This is a genomic window from Pseudomonas sp. NPDC088414 (assembly GCF_044753325.1).
Taxonomy (GTDB): Bacteria; Pseudomonadota; Gammaproteobacteria; order Pseudomonadales; family Pseudomonadaceae; genus Aquipseudomonas.
The window spans coordinates 435,912-452,345 of sequence record NZ_JBIVMY010000001.1 but is presented as its reverse complement, the minus strand read 5'-3'; the positions used below and the strand labels follow the sequence as shown (position 1 = coordinate 452,345).

Here is a 16,434-nt window from a genome sequence, read left to right as displayed (position 1 = left end):
AGGTCAGCCCTTTTTGGTGATCGGTCGCTCCGGCACGTCCGGATTGCGTTCATCGCGGGTGATGTCGCGATACCAGAGTTCGTGGTGTTTCCTCGCCCAGGCGCGGCTGACCCAACCATGCAGCATCGCGTCCACCGAGCCCTTGATCCACAGGCCGGCGTAGATGTGAATGATGATGCTGAGGATCAGCACAAACCCGGCCAGCGCATGCAGGAGCATGGCCCAGCGGATCACGGTGATGCCGAAGTACGCACTGAAATACGCGCGCCAGATCACCAGCCCGGTGAACAGCAAGCCAAGCATGCACAGCAGTAAAGTCCAGAACAGCATCTTCTGCCCGGCGTTGTACTTGCCCACCGGCGGCACGCTTTCTTCATCGTTGACCAGCACCCGATCGATGCGGCGCATCCACTTCCAGTCGTTGTCGATGAAGAAGTTCGAACGCCAGAAACGGAACACCAGACCGAGGAACAACACGAACATCAGCACGCCCATGAACGGGTGCAGAATCCGTGTCCACGGCCCGCCGCCGAACAGGTGGGTCAGCCAGAACATCGACGGATGAAACAACGCCAGCCCGGACAGCCCGGCCATGAAGAACAGAATCGCCACCAGCCAGTGATTGGTGCGCTGGTTGGCGGTGTAACGCAGGATCGTCTTGTTGCTCATGGCCGGTTCTCCCCGCGTGGATCGAAGGTGTGCACCGCCGGATCAACGACATGCACTGAGGTATCGGGTGGCGCCGGATGTTCATCTTCCTCGACGCGATTCGGCCCGATACGCACATAGTGGAAGAACCCGGCCAGCACCGCCGCGCCCATTGCCAGCAGACCCAGCGGTTTGCTGATGCCTTTCCACAGACCCACCAGCGGGCTGATGGCTGGTGCATCCGGCAACCCGGCGTAGATCTTCGGCGTGTCGGCGTGGTGCAGCACGTACATCACATGAGTGCCGCCGACGCCTTCCGGGTCATACAGCCCGGCGTTGTCGAAGCCCCGGCTTTTCAGGTCGACGATGCGTTCGGCGGCGTGTTCCTTCATGTCTTCCTTGCTGCCGAAGACGATGGCCCCGGTCGGGCAGGTTTTCACGCAGGCCGGCTCCAACCCTACCGCGACGCGGTCGGAACACAATGTGCATTTGTAGGCCTTGTGATCCTTCTGCGAAATCCGCGGAATGTTGAACGGGCAACCGGTGATGCAATAGCCGCAGCCGATGCAATGATCCTGATCGAAATCGACGATGCCGTTGGCGTGTTTGATGATCGCCCCGGGACTCGGGCAAGCCGCGAGGCACCCCGGCTCGGCGCAATGCATGCAGCCGTCCTTGCGGATCAGCCACTCCAGGTTGCCGGCGTCGGTTTCGTGTTCGGTGAAGCGCATCAGGGTCCAGGTTTCTGCGCTCAGGTCCTGCGGGTTGTCGTAGGTGCCGTGGTTGTGGCCGACCTCGTCGCGCAGCTCGTTCCATTCCGAGCAGGCGACCTGGCAGGCCTTGCAGCCGATGCATTTGGTGGTGTCGATCAGCTTGGCGACTGCCTGCTGATTCCGCACCGAGGGCGGCACCGTGGTGGTGGCCGAGCGGGCAATGATGTCTTGGCTGGCCATTTACAGTTTCTCCACGTTGACCAGGAATGACTTGGATTCCGGGGTCTGTGTGTTGCCATCGCCGAGGAACGGCACCAGGGTGTTGGTCAGGTAACCGTGGCGCGTCTGGCCGGTGAACCCCCAATGCAGCGGGATGCCGATCTGATGCACCACTTGGCCGTTGACCTGCAGCGGCCGGATGCGTTTGGTCACCACCGCCACCGCCTCGATGAACCCGCGCTTGCAGCTGACCCGCACCCGATCTCCAGCCGCGATGCCCTTCTCCTTCGCCAGCACTTCGCCGATTTCGACGAACTGCTCGGGCTGGGCAATCGCATTCAACTTGCAATGCTTGCTCCAGAAGTGAAAGTGCTCGGTCAGCCGGTAACTGGTGCCGGCGTAGGGGAAATCCTTGGCTTCGCCGAGGCTTTCCCAGACCGAATCGAAGATCCGCGCCGCCGGGTTGCTGGTGGCTTTCTTGTTTTGCGGGTGCAGCGGGTTGATGCCGATCGGCGTTTCGAACGGTTCGTAGTGCTCGGGAAATGGCCCTTCGTTCATCTTGTCGACGGCGAAGAACCGCGCCACGCCCTCGGGGTTCATGATGAACGGGTTCATCCCGGCTTCCGGCGGCACATCGGCCTTGTAGTCCGGCACATCGGTGCCGCCCCAGGCCTTGCCGTTCCACCATACGAGGCGTTTTTTCGGATCCCACGGTTTGCCCGCGACATCCGCCGAGGCGCGGTTGTAGAGGATCCGCCGGTTGGCCGGCCACGCCCAGGCCCAGCCCTGATGCTGGTGCATGCCATACGGGTCGGCGTTGTCGCGCCGGGCCATCTGGTTGCCGGCCTCGGTCCAGCTGCCGGCGAAGATCCAGCAACCGGACGCGGTGCTGCCGTCATCCTTGAGCAGGCCGAACCCGGCCAGTTGCGAGCCGGCCTTGACCGCCACGCCGCTGGCATCGGTGAAATCGACCATGGCGCTGCCGTTGATCTCTTTGGCCAGCTCCTCCGGCGATGGCTCGTCGGGAATCTTGTACGGCCACGACAGGTTCAGCAGCGGATCGGCGAACTTGCCGCCCTCGGCCTGATAACGCTTGCGCAGGCGCAGGAACAGTTCGCTCATGATGCGAATGTCGGTCTGCGCTTCGCCCGGGCCGTCGGCACCTTTCCAGTGCCATTGCAGCCAGCGGCTGCTGTTGACCAGCGAGCCGTCCTCCTCGGCAAAGCAGGTGGTCGGCAGGCGAATCACTTCGGTCTGGATCTCGGCGCTTTTCACGTCGTTGTACGGCCCGACGTTTTGCCAGAATTCCGAAGTCTCGGTAGCCAGCGGATCCATCACCACCAGCCATTTGAGCTTGGCCAGCGCGCCCATCACCCGGTTCTTGTCCGGCAGCGCAGCGATCGGATTGAAACCCTGGCACATGTAGCCGTTGACCTTGCCCTGGCTCATCAGATCGAACATTTTCAGGACGTCGTAGTTGGGGATGTCCAGTTTCGGCAGGTAATCGTAATTCCAGTTGTTCTCCAGCGTCGCGTTGGCGCCGTACCACGACTTCATCAGGCTGACGTGGAATTTGCTGTAGTTCTGCCAGTAGGACAATTGCCCCGGACGCAGCGGCACCTGTGTGCGTTTTTTGATGAAGGCGTTGTAGTCCTGCTCGCCATCGCTGCCCAGGGTCAGATAGCCCGGCAGCGAGTTGGACAACAACCCGAGGTCGGTCAGGCCCTGAATGTTCGAGTGGCCGCGCAAGGCATTCACGCCACCACCCGGCATGCCGACGTTGCCCAGCAGCAGTTGCACCATCGCCGCACTGCGGATGATCTGCGCGCCGATCGAGTGCTGCGTCCAGCCGAGTGCATACAGGATGGTCATGGTCTTGCCCGGCGTGGAGCACGTGGCAATCTCATCCCAGATTTTTTGCATGGCATCGACCGGCATCCCGCAGATCTGGCTCGCCAGCTCAATGTTGTAGCGGCTGTAATGCTGCTTCATCAATTGATAGACGCACTGCGGATCCTGCAGGGTCGGGTCGACTTTGACGAAGCCATCCTCGCCCAGCTCGTAACCCCAGCCGGATTTGTCGGTGTAACTGCGTTTGGCCGCGTCATAGCCGCTGAAAATGCCATCCTCAAAGCCATAGCCGGCTTTGACGATGAACGAGACGTCGGTGTAATTGCGCACGTATTCGTGCTGGATCTTGTCCTGAGTCAGCAGGTAATTGATCAGCCCGCCCATGAAGGCGATGTCGGTACCGGTGCGGATCGGCGCGTAATAGTCGGCCACCGAAGCGGTCCGGGTAAAACGCGGGTCGACCACGATCAGCCGGGCAGCGTTGTGCGCCTTGGCCTCGGTCACCCATTTGAAGCCGCACGGATGCGCTTCTGCTGCGTTGCCGCCCATTACCAGGATCAGATTCGCGTTGGCGATATCGGTCCAGGTATTGGTCATGGCACCACGGCCGTACGTCGGGGCAAGACTTGCCACCGTCGGGCCGTGTCAGACACGCGCCTGGTTATCGAACCCCAGCATGCCGAGACTGCGAATCACCTTCTGGGTGATGTAACCGGCTTCGTTGGACGCTGCCGACGCGGCGAGAAACCCGGTGGTCAGCCAGCGATTCACCGTCTGCCCGGTGGCGTTCTTCTCGATGAAGTTGGCGTCGCGGTCGGCCTTCATCAGGTCGGCGATACGGTCCAGCGCTTCGTCCCAACTGATCCGGGTCCATTCGCTGCTGCCGGGTTTGCGCACCTGCGGATATTGCAGGCGGCCCGGGCTGTGAATGAAGTCCAGCAGGCCCGCGCCTTTTGGACACAGGGTGCCGCGGTTGACCGGGTGGTCGGCGTCGCCCTCGATGTGAATGATGTTTTGCGCGACGTTCTTCGCGGCATCGCCCTGGCTGTACATGATCAAGCCGCAACCGACCGAGCAATACGGACAGGTGTTGCGGGTTTCATGAGTGTGGGCAAGCTTGAAGTGACGCACCTGCTCGGCGAAGGCCAGCGTCGGGGCCATGCCCAACGCGCCCAGGCTAGAGCCTGCAAGGCCGATACCGGCGACCTTGAAGAATTGACGACGGCTGAGATCCATCGTGCACTCCTGATCAGGTGGAACCCGGTACTTGAGCCGGGCTTTTTCTGGACAAACACGGTTACGGCAGAATGGCTGCCGACTTTTTCACTGTAGACAATGACCACACACTCTGTGTGAAAACCGACCGTCGGCCGTTTGTCGGTCTATTCGCCAACGAACACAAAACCCTGTGGGAGCTGGCTTGCCAGCGAATGCGGTGGATCAGTCAACACCAATAGCGACAGTGACGACGCCATCGCTGGCAAGCCAGCTCCCACATGGGTCGCGTTGGGCTTAGAATGGCGCCCAGGACCCATCCCGCCTTCACGAGACCGCGCATGACTTTCGATTTTGATCAGCTATTCGACCGCCACAACACCGGCAGCACCAAGTGGAGCCGCTACCCGGCCGACGTGTTGCCGATGTGGGTCGCTGACATGGATTTCGCCGCGCCGCCGGTCGTCATCGAGGCATTGCAGCAGCGCCTGCTGCATCCGTTGGTGGGTTACAGCGTGGCGCAGGACAACCTGCGTGAAGCCATCGTCACTGATCTGTGGAACAAGTTCGCCTGGAAGGTCAAACCGCAGGAGTTGATCTTCCTGCCGGGCGTCGAATCCGGTTTCAACATGGCCCTCAAGGCGCTGGTCAAACCGCAGCAGAACGTCGTGGTGCAGGTGCCGAACTACCCGCCGCTGCGTCACGCGCCGGGGCATTGGGGGTTGAACAAGGTCGAGCTGGAATTCGTCGCCCAGGCCGATGGCACCTACGCCACCCCGCTGGAGACCCTGCGCGAGTCGCTGAACGGTGGCGGTGCGCTGCTCCTGAGCAATCCGCACAACCCGATCGGCAAAGTGTTCGATCGTGAAGAACTGCAAGCCGTAGCGGATATCTGCGCGGCACAGGACGCCTGGATCATCTCCGACGAGATCCACGCCGAGCTGTGCTTCGACGGCCGCGTGCACATTCCGACCGCCTCGCTGAGCCCGGAAATCGCCAGGCGCACGATCACCCTGATGTCGGCGAGCAAGGCCTACAACATCGCTGGCCTCAAGACCTCGTTCATGATCATCCAGGACGCCGCCCTGCGCGAGCGCGTCAACCACGCCCGTTGCGGCATGGTCGACAGCGTCAACCCGCTGGGCATGGAAGCCACCCGCGTTGCCTACAGCGAAGGTGCGCCATGGCTGGCCGAACTGAAAACCTATCTGCAAGCCAACCGCGACTGGCTGGTGGACGCGGTGCGCAGTCGCCTGCCGGGCGTCACGATCAATGTGCCGCAGGGAACCTATCTGGCGTGGCTCGATTGCTCGGCGCTGGAGCTGGACAATCCGCAGCAGTTCTTCCTCGAACAGGCCAAAGTCGGCCTGAGCCCCGGTCTGGACTTCGGTGACCAGCACCAACAGTTCGTGCGCCTGAACTTCGGCTGCCCGCGCTCGCTGCTCGAAGAAGGCATCAGCCGCATGGAGCGCGCCCTGACCAACCGCAAATCCTGAAAACACCACCAATCTGTAGGAGTGAGCCTGCTCGCGATAGCTGACTGACATACAACATCAATGTCGGCTGATACACCGCCATCGCGAGCAGGCTCACTCCTACAATGGTTTTGTGGTCATCCAAAATCCGATCGAACTCACAGCAAACCGTCCGGGTCAACCACCCATACCTGCCCTGAGAACCTCGGAGATTGATGATGACCGACTATCCAAAACCACCCTTCCCCGCACAAGCCCAAGCCGTCCCCGGTGCGCAAAGCAAAATGCAGCCGTACCCCGACTGTGGCGAGCAAAGCTATGTCGGCTCCGGGCGGCTGGCCGGCAAGATTGCGCTGATCACCGGCGCCGACAGCGGCATTGGCCGCGCCGTGGCGATTGCCTTCGCCCGTGAAGGCGCAGACGTGGTCGTGGCCTATCTGAATGAACATGACGACGCCAAAGAGACCGCACGCTGGGTCGAACAGGCAGGCCGCCAGTGCCTGTTGCTGTCAGGCGATCTGGCGCAAAAGGCCCATTGCCAGGAACTGGTGGACAAGACCGTCGCACGCTTCGGGCGCATCGACATTCTGGTCAACAATGCGGCGTTCCAGATGACCCACGAAACTTTCGAAGAAATCCCCGACGAAGAATGGGTGATGACCTTCGACGTCAACATCACGGCGATTTTCCGGCTGTGTCAGGCGGCGATCAAGCACATGCGCCCCGGCGCCTCGATCATTAACACCAGCTCGGTCAACTCGGACATGCCCAAACCGACCCTGCTGGCCTATGCCACCACCAAGGGCGCGATCGCCAACTTCACCGGCGGTCTGGCGCAGATACTCGGGCCGAAAGAGATCCGCGTGAACTGCGTGGCCCCCGGGCCGATCTGGACACCGTTGATCGTCTCGACCATGCCGGATGAAGAAGTGCAGAACTTCGGCAGCGAAACCCCGCTCGGTCGCCCCGGACAACCAGTGGAAGTGGCGCCGATTTACGTGCTGCTGGCCTCCGATGAAGCCAGTTACATCACCGGGCAGCGCTATGGCGTGACCGGCGGCAAGCCGATGCTCTGAGCAGCGCGATAAAAACTGAACCTGGCGGCATGACGTCCCTCCATACCTTTAAGAGTCCCAACCGGTCCGCAGGATCAGGAGGTCGTCATGTCCGCCCCTCTCATTAAACTCTTCACCCAGCCCAACTTCGCCTGGACCGACATCCGCCGCGAGGAAGAGGCCCATCCCCGTCACTACCTTGCGCATCTGCTGCTATTGGCGCTGATTCCCGCCGTGTGCCTGTTCTTCGGTACCACGTATGTCGGCTGGAGTCTGGCAGCCGGCGAGATCGTGCGCTTGAGCACGGCCAGTGCGCTGCAACTGAGCATCATGTTGTATGTGGCCATTGTCGCCGGGGTCGCGGTCATCGGCGGGTTCATCCGCTGGATGTCGCGTACGTTCGACGCGCGCCCCACGCTTAACCAGTGCATCGGCTTTGCCGCCTATACCGTGACGCCGTTTTTCGTCGCTGGCATCGCCGGGCTTTATCCAAGTCGCTGGCTGGCGATTCTGGTACTGGGTGCCGCTTCGGTGTATTCGACGTTCCTGTTGTTCGTTGGTCTGCCGACGTTCATGCATGAACGCAAGGAACAGGGCCTGCTGTACTCGGCCTGCGTTTGGGGCGTCGGCCTGCTGGTGATGGTGACCATTCTGGTGTCGATGATTCTGCTGTGGTTCAACGTGCTCGCGCCCGAGTACCTGCGTACTACCGTTGCTTAACCCGGTGCCGACGCTGTCGTCGATGGGCGACCGAACATGAGCTTCGTCATCTGGGTCGCGGTGCTTGGCGCCGTCTTGCTGACCCTGGCGCTCACCTCGTCGTACCTGCGCTGGATGCCGGTCACCACTTCGGCCGTGTGCCTGTTGCTGGGGATCGGCATCGGTCCGAGCGGTCTGGATCTGCTGAAGCTGCCCCTGGAAAACGCCTCGGTGTGGATGGAACACCTCACGGAAGTCGCGGTGCTGTTTTCGCTGTTTGTCTGCGGGCTGAAGCTGCGTCTGCCACTGCGCGACAAGCGCTGGCGGATTGCGTTCGGGCTGGCTGGCCCGGTGATGGTCTTGACCATCGCCGGGGTCAGCGTATTGCTGCACTGGGGCCTGCAACTGTCGTGGGGGCCGTCGCTGCTGATCGGGGCGATGCTGGCGCCCACCGACCCGGTACTGGCCGCGCTGGTGCAGGTCAATGATGCGCGGGATGTCGACAGCGTGCGCTTCGGTCTTTCCGGTGAAGCCGGGCTCAATGACGGCATCGCGTTCCCGTTCGTGATTCTCGGCTTGCTGCTGTTGCAGGCCGACGCGCAACCCGGCGCCTTGACCGATTGGGTGCTGCACGGTTTGCTCTGGGCGGTGCCGGTCGGTCTGCTCACCGGTTACTGGATGGGACGCGGCATTGGCCGGCTGACCCTGTCGCTGCGCATCCGCAACGACGACAGCACCCTGAGCCCGAATGATTATCTGGCGCTGTCGCTGATTGCCCTGGCTTACGTCGGCGCGGATGCGATTGGCGGTTATGGTTTTCTGTCAGTATTCGCCGCCGGCCTCGGCTTGCGCCAGGAAGAAGTCAAATCCACCGGCGCCAGCCAGCCACCCGCCGAACATCTGGTGCAACCGGTGGTGGGCCATCAGAACATCGAACCGCAGCACGCGGTGCACGGTGATACCGAACGACTGGAAAGCAGCCAGGTTGCGGCCGGGATCATGATGGGCGACATGCTCTCGTTCGGCAGTCTGGTGGAACGCGCCATGGAAGTGTTTCTGGTGACCCTGCTCGGCGTGGTGCTGGTGCCGCATTGGGACTGGCGCGCATTGGTCATTGGCGCGGTGCTGTTCTGCGTGGTGCGTCCGCTCTGCGTGGCGTTGATGCCTTGGGGCACCTTGCTTGACCGCGGTCAGCGCCTGTTGATCGGCTGGTTCGGCATTCGCGGGATCGGCAGCCTGTTCTATCTGTTTTATGCCTTGAACCACGGCCTGAGTCCTTCAGTCGCGACGTTGTGCACCAACATCACCCTGTCGGTGGTGGCATTGAGCATTTTGCTGCATGGCATCAGCACGCAACCGCTGCTGGCGCGCTACGAACAACGGCAAAAACGAAAAAACTGATTTTTCCAGCGGCAATATCTCCGGAAATCCATCGAAGTTTTTTCTGAAAATAAATGGATCCCTCGGCCAATACCGGCAGTCACAACCATAACCCTCGCTGTAAGCACTCGGCGGGTCCGGCAGGTTCGGTTCCCCTGCGGCTTGCAGCCCATGAATAGGAATCTTTGGATAACAAGGTCACGGTCATGAAAGAATGCTCGACTCCTGCACAAATCAAGGCTTGCAGGGCTTTGGCCCTGGAACGCAATCGTCAACTGTTCGAAGATGCCCACGCCCTCAACCGAGCGGCTTACGAGCTGCTGGAAGCGGACAATCTGGACCTCGAACAGTTTGAGCACTATCGAGCACTGCGCCGCAAAGCCGATGCGAAGTTCGAGGAAGCAATCGATCATCTGTGCGTCCTCAACGAAGACTTCCCGCCGATTCCAATGTCACCGCATCACTCGCAGGAATTGCGTCGACAGCTTGAAACCGTCGAATAACGCGCACAAGAAAAAGCCCGGCTGCAAAGTCCGGGCTTTTTCTTGTGCGGCGTTCAGCCCCCGGGGTTGGTCACCTGAATGAACACCGCATAAGCCCCGAGCAAGATCCAGAACGTGGCGAAAATCCATGGCGTGCGCACCGAAAACAACAACGACTTGCGATAGCCCTTGTGGCTCGACTCCATTTCACTGAACAGCGGCGACTCGTCGTAAGCCATGCCCATGATCGGCTCGCTGCGCAACAACTCGCTCTGCTTGTAGTGCCAGTGATCAATGATGTCGTACGCCGCCCGTATCCCCGGCCAGGCGTTGAGCGAGCTGAGCAACCCAAGCAGCGCGAGAAACGGCGGCACCACCAGCGTGAACAACTTGCCCCACTCGGGGTTGAGGTTGGCCATGCACGAAGCAAAGGCAATCACCAAGAACGACTGCGCCGCCAGATAGGCATCGGTGCGGTTGGCGAGGATGCTGGTTTCGTACTGGATTTCCTTGCGATAGAAATCCAGCCGTTCCTTGGGTGAGCCGAACATCTTGGCGTCGTGTTCAGTCAGGTGCTCTTCAGCGCTGGGCTCAGTCAGTATGCGTGGCAAGGGGCGCGCGCTCCGTGGCGGGGGAAACCCTTTAGAAGGCCCTCGCCACGGACAAGTTCAGGCGGATTCACTTCATCGACTGCGCGATGATTTCCACCAGGTTGAGCTGGGTGAACGGCTTGGGCAGACGCGGCAATTGCGCGGCAAAGCCTTCCAGGCGTTCGGCGTAACCGGTGGCCAGAATGATCGGCAGATCCGGCTTGAGCAGGCGCACCGCATGCGCCAGTTGCGCGCCGCTCATCTGCGGCATGGCCATGTCGGTGATCATCAGATCAATGACTTCACCCTGCTCGAACAACGCCAGCGCACTGGCGCCGGAGGTGGCGCTGATCACACGATGGCCTAGGTCTTCGAGCAGCAGCGTGGTGCTGGTCATCACCAGCGAATCGTCGTCCACCACCAGCACGCTGAGGCGTGGCACCAACACCGGTTTGACCGCCGGGTAAAGGTTTTTTGCCGTCTCCCCGGCCAGCGCCACCGGTATCCACATTTCAGCGCGGGTGCCATGGCCTTTTTCGCTCTTGAGAATGAAACGGCCACCCAGTTGCTCGATAAAGCCATGCACCATCGACAAGCCCAGCCCGGTGCCCTTGCCCACGCCCTTGGTGGTGAAAAACGGATCCCTGGCCGAACCCAGTGTGGCTTCGTCCATGCCTTCCCCCGTGTCGATCACGCTCAGGCACACATAGCGTCCCGCCGCCATTGACGAATGGCTTTGCTCAAGCACGACTTCCGGCTGCGCAGTAATGCACAGGCTGCCGCCGTCGACCATGGCGTCGCGGGCATTGGTCGCCAGATTGAGCAGCGCCAGTTCCAGTTGGTTGCTGTCGGCCAGCACCGGTTGCAGATCCTCGGGAAAGCGTGTCTCGATGCGAATCCCCGGGCCTATCGAGCTGCGCAACAGTCCGGTGATGCCTTGCACCAGTTGCGGGATATCGACCGGCTCGGTCTTGAGTTCCTGACGGCGGGCGAAGGCCAGCATGCGTTGGGTCAGCGATACGCCACGCAATGCACCCTGCGTGGCGTTCTCCAGCAGACGACTGTTTTTCGGATCGTCACCGATGCGCTTTTGCAGAATCTCCAGATTGCCCAGAATCACCGTCAGCAGATTGTTGAAGTCATGGGCGATGCCGCCGCTGAGCTGACCGATGGCCTGCATCTTCTGCGCCTGGAACAGCGCTTCACGGGTCTTTTCCAGCGCCACTTGCGACTCATGGGCTTCGGTGACATCGCGGGTGATCTTGGCAAATCCGAGCAGCGTGCCGGTTTCGCCGCGAATGGCATCGACCACCACGTGGGCCAGAAACCGCGTGCCATCCTTGCGCATGCGCCAGCTCTTGTTCTCGAAACGGCCCTCGCGGGTGGCAATCTCCAGTGCCCGTTGCGGTTCGCCGGCCACACGGTCTTCAGGGGTGTAGAAAATCGAAAAATGCTGGCCGATGATTTCTTCCGGCTGGTACCCCTTGATCCGCTGGGCGCCCTGATTCCAGTTGCTCACACGACCTTCGGGGCTGAGCATGTAGATCGCATAATCGGTGACACCCTGCACCAGCAGGCGAAACTGCTGTTCGCTTTGCTTGAGGGTTTCCTCGGCCATCTTGCGATCAGTGAGGTCGCGGGTGATCTTGGCATAGCCGAGCACTTTGCCGTTGGGATCAATGATCGGATCGATGACCACATGGCACCAGAAGCTGGTGCCATCCTTGCGCACCCGCCAGCCTTCACCTTCGAACCGTCCTTCGTGCAGCGCCGTGTCGAGCGCACGTTGCGGCAGGCCAGCCGCACGATCATCGGCGGTATAGAAGCGCGAGAAATGCTCGCCGAGAATCTCCGCCTCTTCGTAGCCCTTGAAGCGTTTGGCGCCGGAGTTCCAGCTGGTGATGATGCCGTGCGGATCGATCATGTAAATCGCATAATCGACCACCGCATCGATCAGCAGACGGAAACGCATCTCCTCGATCGCGGCAGTTTTGCTCGGTTTGTCACTCATCAGGTTCACCGCTGGTTTTCATTAGCGCAAGTATGCGGCAATCCGGCGCCATGGGAAGGTGCAAACGCGCTTCTATTCACGGCGTGATCAACGGGTTGATTGAGGGCGAGTCGGTACCGAGCGACCACCAGCGCGGCAACAGTTGCTGAATGCGCGGTTCGGCGAAGCGGTCATCGATCAGCATCACCACACCGCGATCCTGCCGCGTACGGATCACCCGCCCGGCGGCCTGCACCACTTTCTGCACGCCCGGATACAGGTAGGTGTAATCGTAGCCGGCGCCGAAAATCGCTGCCATGCGCCGTTTCAACTGTTCGTTGACCGGGTTGAGCTGGGCCAGCCCCAGAGTCGCAATGAATGCGCCGATCAGCCGTGCTCCGGGCAAGTCAATGCCTTCGCCGAACGCACCGCCCAACACGGCGAAGCCGATGCCCTGGCTGTCGGCGGTGAACTGATCGAGAAAGGCCTGTCGCTGCCCTTCGGCCATGCCCCGGGACTGTTGCCACAGATTGATCTGCGGATGGCGTTCGGCGAGCAGCGTCAGCACTTGTTGCAGGTAATCGAAACTGCTGAAGAACGCCAGGTAATTGCCCGGACGCTCGCTGAACTGACGGGCGATCAGCTCGACGATCGGCTCCAGCGACGCCTGCCGATGATTGAAGCGCGTGGAGATACGGCTGACGATCTGCACTTGCAGCTGTTCGGCGCTGAAGGGTGATTCGACGTCTATGCATACCGTGTCGGCGGGCGTGCCGAGCAGGTCGGCGTAATAGCGCCGCGGGCTCAGCGTTGCCGAGAACAGCACGCTGCTGCGCGCCGCTTTCAGGCGCGGGCCGATGAACGCCGCCGGCACCACGTTGCGCAGGCACAGCTGCGACAGCGGTCGCTTGCGCTCGAGGTCACGCTTGCTGATGTCGAACAGATAATGCTCGTCGAACAGCTCCGCCACCCGGCCGAACTGCAGCATGTCGAAATAGAAGGTTTGCAGCGCGCTGTCGAGCCCCTGCGGATGATCATTGAGGTAATCGCCAATCGCCGAGCTGCACAGGGAAACGGCTTGCAGCAGTTTCTCCGGGGGCTTGTCGTAGGCCTGATATGGCGCCAGTTGCGGCTGGTGCAGCGCGTTCCACTCGCGGTTGACCCGTTGCAGGGATTTTTTCAGCACTTCTGGAGCGCTCTTGCGCACGCTGGCCAGCGCGGCCTGATCAAGACTGGCGCTGTACATCGAGCGCCCGCGTTCGACCAGGTTGTGCGCTTCATCCGCCAGCACCGCGACTTTCCACTGGTTGAGCTGGGCCAGACCGAACAGCAGCGCACTGAAATCGAAGTAATAGTTGTAGTCAGCCACCACCACGTCGGCCCAACGGGCCATTTCCTGGCTCAGGTAATACGGGCAAACCGTGTGCTGACGGGCCACTTCGCGCATCGCCGCCTGATCCAGCAGATTGATCCGGCTGGCCGCTTGCCGAGCGGCGGGCAGTCGATCATAAAAGCCCTGGGCCAACGGGCAGGATTCACCGTGACAGGCTTTGTCCAGGTGTTCGCAGGCCTTGTCGCGGGCGACCATCTCCAGCACCCGCAACGGCAGGTTTTGCGATCGATCGAACAACACCTGACTGGCATCCAGCGCCAGTTTGCGCCCCGGAGTCTTGGCGGTCAGGAAGAACACCTTGTCCAGTTGCTGCGGCGCCAAAGCCTTGAGCATGGGGAACAGCGTGCCGAGGGTCTTGCCGATCCCGGTGGGCGCCTGGGCCATCAGGCAACGGCCGGTGCTGACCGCCTTGAACACCGATTCGGCCAGATGTCGCTGCCCGGGGCGAAAGTCGGCGTGGGGAAAGCTCAATTGCTGCGCCGCCAGATTGCGTGCCTCGCGATGGGCCATTTCCTGCTCGGCCCAGTCGAGAAACAAGTGGCATTGCTGCTCGAAAAAAAACTGCAAGGCCTGCGCGCTGAACGCTTCGACCAGACAGGTTTCCTTCTCGCTGACGATGTCGAAATACACCAGCGCCAGATTGATCTGCGCCAGTTCCAGCTTGCGGCACATCAGCCAGCCGTAGATTTTCGCCTGCGCCCAATGCAACTGGCGATGGTTGGCCGGTTGCTTGCTGAGGTCCCCGCGATAGGTTTTGACTTCTTCCAGACAGTTCTGCGCTGGGTCGTAGCCGTCCGCCCTGCCCCTGACCTTCAGTTGCAGAAACTCGCCTTCCAGCGCCACTTCGCTCTGGTATTTGTCGTTGCGCCGCGAGGCCACGGTGCGATGGCCGAGCATGCCTTCGAGGGCTGTCGGCGAGGGCGTGAATCGCAGGTCGAGGTCGCCGGTCTTGGCGGTGAACTCGCACAGCGCGCGGACTGCAATGCTGTAGCTCAAGCGCTTTGCTCCGCCCATTGCACGTAACACACGGCGACCGGCATCTGGTGCTGATGGCAGAACTCCAGCCAGCGCAGCTGGTTGTCCTGCAAGCGGTCACCGGGACCTTTGACCTCGATCATCCGGTAGGTCTTGTGCTGCGGCCAGAACTGGATCAGGTCGGGCATGCCGGCGCGGTTGGCCTTGATGTCGAGCAGCAGGCGATTGAACCAGTGCTTGAGGTGTTCCGCCGGCAAGCACGCCAACGCCTGCTCCAGCAGTTGCTCATTCAACGCGCCCCAGAACACGAACGGCGACTGCACGCCCCACTTGGCGGCGAAGCATTCACGAATGGTTGCGACGTAACGGCCATCGTCGAGCTGGTCGAGGCAAGCCTGGAACAGTTCGGCGCGGCGTTGCTGGAAGTCTTCGTTGAGCAGATCCACCGGCCCGCGCTGGAACGGATGAAAGAATGCTCCCGGCAACGGCGCGAAAATCGCCGGCCAGCACAACAGGCCGAACAGCGAGTTGATCAGGCTGTTCTCGACGTAATGCACCGGGCCGCTGTCTTCGTGCAAATGCGCTTGCACGTAGAACTCCACCGACAGCGCCGGATCAGTGCGCGGCAATTGCAGATCGAGGCGCTCGACCGGACGTGGCGTTGCGCGTTTGAGCGGTGGCCCGCCGAGTTTGCGTCGCAGCCGTGGCAGCATCCGTTGCAGGCTCTGCTGCTCGGCGGCGCTTTCCGGCGCCTGTTCGGCGAGCGTCGCGAGCTCCAGCGCCAGTGCGTATTCGCTGCAGCGCTCGAGCACGCGGATCATGCGCTGGCGGGCGCCGGGGTAGGCGCAATCGCGGTAGATGCTCAGGGCCAGGGCAAACTCAGTGATGCGCTCGCAATACTGGCCGATCTGGAACAGCACCTTGCCGCGCCGCCGTTGCAGCCACGGGTTGTCGAACTGCAGCGCGCTGACCTGCTCGACAATGGTTTCCAACGGTTCACCGGCCTCGAAGCGTTGCTGGCAGTGATGCAGGAACAGGCAGGCGTCAACGTCTTCACGGCTGCGCAGGCCACGGGAGTCGGCGCAGAACTCGACTTTTTCGTAGGTAAAGATCCCGAGGTCGGCGAGCACGAATTCCGACCAGTCCTGATACAGGTTGCCGAAGAACATCAGGCGCAGGCGGTCGCAAAGTTCCATGATGGTCAGGCTGAGCAAGCGCTCGCCGAGCGTCGGCGCCCAGTCGCAGAGGCTGCGCGATTCGCTGAATTGCTCGGCCAGCACCGGCAGCCAGTCGTCCTTGCGGCCCTTGGGCTGTTCGATAAAGCTGCCGAGTGCCTGCAGCAGTTCAGCCTTGAGCAACACGTCGAACACTTCGGCCACGCTCAACAGAGCCTGATCGTCGAGCCAGCCGTGACTCAGCAACGGCTGCGCGGCGTCGCTGATGTCCCCAATTTCCGGGTAGTTGAGTTTGCCAAGGCGGAAATGCACGCCCTTACGCATTACCATGCGCACCAGCAGACCCTGCGAAGCGTGCGGCAAGGCCTTGAAGTCGCGGATAAAGCCGTGCTCGGATTCGCTCATCACATCGGCATAGCGAAGCTCAAGCCAATCAAGCACTTGCCGGAAGTTGTTGAGGTAATAGAACGGATCGTCGAGCGGGTTGGCAGTCACGGGAATTCAGGGCCATGGCGAGCAAATACTGGTTATGCGTACAGATACCAGCTCTGCCCTGTCGGGTGCAAACGGAAAA

General features: G+C 61.3%; 12 protein-coding genes. 5 read left to right on the top strand and 7 right to left on the bottom strand.

Annotation, left to right across the window (positions count from 1 at the left end):
- Positions 1–3: 3 nt before the first annotated feature.
- The 3 genes from ACIP8I_RS01970 to fdnG are packed head-to-tail and all read right to left on the bottom strand — an operon-like array spanning position 4 to position 4,667.
- Positions 4–669 (bottom strand): formate dehydrogenase subunit gamma, encoded by a 666-nt coding sequence (locus ACIP8I_RS01970; RefSeq protein ID WP_367084489.1) that lies wholly within the window; start codon positions 667–669, stop codon positions 4–6.
- Positions 666–1,601 (bottom strand): formate dehydrogenase subunit beta, encoded by a 936-nt coding sequence (gene fdxH, locus ACIP8I_RS01965; protein WP_400758257.1) that lies wholly within the window; start codon positions 1,599–1,601, stop codon positions 666–668. Before fdxH ends, ACIP8I_RS01970 begins: the two co-directional genes overlap by 4 nt.
- Positions 1,602–4,667: a formate dehydrogenase-N subunit alpha gene (fdnG, locus tag ACIP8I_RS01960; RefSeq protein ID WP_400758255.1), complete on the bottom strand. Its 3,066-nt coding sequence runs from the start codon at positions 4,665–4,667 to the stop codon at positions 1,602–1,604. It abuts the gene before it with no gap.
- A gap of 320 nt (positions 4,668–4,987) precedes the next feature.
- Between fdnG and ACIP8I_RS01955 the strand changes: the two genes are divergently transcribed.
- The 5 genes from ACIP8I_RS01955 (at position 4,988) to ACIP8I_RS01935 (ending at position 9,758) form a co-directional block, all read left to right on the top strand.
- Positions 4,988–6,142, top strand: coding sequence for a MalY/PatB family protein (locus ACIP8I_RS01955; RefSeq protein WP_400758253.1), 1,155 nt, complete (start codon positions 4,988–4,990; stop codon positions 6,140–6,142).
- 197 nt (positions 6,143–6,339) lie between these two features.
- Positions 6,340–7,197, top strand: coding sequence for a glucose 1-dehydrogenase (locus tag ACIP8I_RS01950; RefSeq protein ID WP_400758252.1), 858 nt, complete (start codon positions 6,340–6,342; stop codon positions 7,195–7,197).
- An 87-nt stretch (positions 7,198–7,284) separates the two neighbouring features.
- Positions 7,285–7,896, top strand: a complete 612-nt coding sequence (locus ACIP8I_RS01945) for a Yip1 family protein (RefSeq protein WP_400758250.1) — start codon at positions 7,285–7,287, stop codon at positions 7,894–7,896.
- A 36-nt stretch (positions 7,897–7,932) separates the two neighbouring features.
- Positions 7,933–9,276 (top strand): cation:proton antiporter, encoded by a 1,344-nt coding sequence (locus ACIP8I_RS01940; RefSeq protein WP_400758248.1) that lies wholly within the window; start codon positions 7,933–7,935, stop codon positions 9,274–9,276.
- 185 nt (positions 9,277–9,461) lie between these two features.
- Positions 9,462–9,758: a hypothetical protein gene (locus ACIP8I_RS01935; RefSeq protein ID WP_007967009.1), complete on the top strand. Its 297-nt coding sequence runs from the start codon at positions 9,462–9,464 to the stop codon at positions 9,756–9,758.
- Positions 9,759–9,811: 53 nt separating this feature from the next.
- Here the strand turns inward: ACIP8I_RS01935 and ACIP8I_RS01930 are convergent, their stop codons facing one another.
- The 4 genes from ACIP8I_RS01930 to ACIP8I_RS01915 all read right to left on the bottom strand — a co-directional run bounded on the left by ACIP8I_RS01930 (position 9,812) and on the right by ACIP8I_RS01915 (position 16,355).
- Positions 9,812–10,348, bottom strand: coding sequence for a hypothetical protein (locus ACIP8I_RS01930; RefSeq protein ID WP_007967008.1), 537 nt, complete (start codon positions 10,346–10,348; stop codon positions 9,812–9,814).
- Between the two features lie 67 nt (positions 10,349–10,415).
- Positions 10,416–12,338, bottom strand: a complete 1,923-nt coding sequence (locus ACIP8I_RS01925) for a PAS domain S-box protein (protein ID WP_400758246.1) — start codon at positions 12,336–12,338, stop codon at positions 10,416–10,418.
- 76 nt (positions 12,339–12,414) lie between these two features.
- On the bottom strand, positions 12,415–14,706 hold the full coding sequence (locus ACIP8I_RS01920) for a helicase C-terminal domain-containing protein (RefSeq protein ID WP_400758244.1): 2,292 nt from the start codon (positions 14,704–14,706) through the stop codon (positions 12,415–12,417).
- Complete coding sequence (locus ACIP8I_RS01915) at positions 14,703–16,355, bottom strand: VRR-NUC domain-containing protein (RefSeq protein ID WP_400758242.1); 1,653 nt, start codon at positions 16,353–16,355, stop codon at positions 14,703–14,705. The genes ACIP8I_RS01920 and ACIP8I_RS01915 overlap by 4 nt, the downstream gene beginning before the upstream one ends.
- Between the last annotated feature and the right edge of the window lie 79 nt (positions 16,356–16,434).

Excerpts from the sequence above, each read along its gene's own strand:
- ACIP8I_RS01970 (WP_367084489.1), bottom strand. The coding sequence starts at position 669 with ATGAGCAACAAGACGATCCTGCGTTACACCGCCAACCAGCGCACCAAT.
- ACIP8I_RS01940 (WP_400758248.1), top strand. The coding sequence starts at position 7,933 with ATGAGCTTCGTCATCTGGGTCGCGGTGCTTGGCGCCGTCTTGCTGACC.
- ACIP8I_RS01935 (WP_007967009.1), top strand. The coding sequence starts at position 9,462 with ATGAAAGAATGCTCGACTCCTGCACAAATCAAGGCTTGCAGGGCTTTG.
- ACIP8I_RS01925 (WP_400758246.1), bottom strand. The coding sequence starts at position 12,338 with ATGAGTGACAAACCGAGCAAAACTGCCGCGATCGAGGAGATGCGTTTC.
- ACIP8I_RS01955 (WP_400758253.1), top strand. The coding sequence starts at position 4,988 with ATGACTTTCGATTTTGATCAGCTATTCGACCGCCACAACACCGGCAGC.
- fdxH (WP_400758257.1), bottom strand. The coding sequence starts at position 1,601 with ATGGCCAGCCAAGACATCATTGCCCGCTCGGCCACCACCACGGTGCCG.
- ACIP8I_RS01945 (WP_400758250.1), top strand. The coding sequence starts at position 7,285 with ATGTCCGCCCCTCTCATTAAACTCTTCACCCAGCCCAACTTCGCCTGG.
- ACIP8I_RS01950 (WP_400758252.1), top strand. The coding sequence starts at position 6,340 with ATGACCGACTATCCAAAACCACCCTTCCCCGCACAAGCCCAAGCCGTC.